The organism is Winogradskyella ouciana, from assembly GCF_009709615.1.
In the GTDB taxonomy this organism is placed as follows: Bacteria; Bacteroidota; Bacteroidia; order Flavobacteriales; family Flavobacteriaceae; genus Winogradskyella; species Winogradskyella ouciana.
The window spans coordinates 1-236 of the sequence record NZ_WJYA01000306.1; the positions used below are offsets into that span (position 1 = coordinate 1).

Annotated in this window: 1 protein-coding gene; it reads left to right on the forward strand. The window is 42.4% G+C overall.

Going from position 1 to position 236, the window contains the following annotated elements:
- Window positions 1–220, forward strand: a 220-nt coding sequence (locus F1003_RS19240; protein ID WP_202913948.1) for a type II secretion system F family protein, incomplete at its 5' end; no start/stop codon positions are given.
- Window positions 221–236 lie beyond the last annotated feature (16 nt).

Below are 236 nucleotides of genomic sequence, written 5' to 3' on the forward strand. Positions count from 1 at the left end.
AGCTGATTTTTCAAAAGTCATATCTCACGGCCAGCTGAGCGGCCGATTGGATCGAGAGCTTTTCACATACAGCCAATTCATATTACAGCGGCTGGAACACAAAGCGCAAAAATGGACAGGCATCCTTCAGCCAATGATTTATGGATTTGTTGCAGCGATGATCTTACTTGTGTATTTATCTATGCTTGTGCCTATGTATCAGATGATGAATCAAATGTGAAAGGAAGAGGCTGATG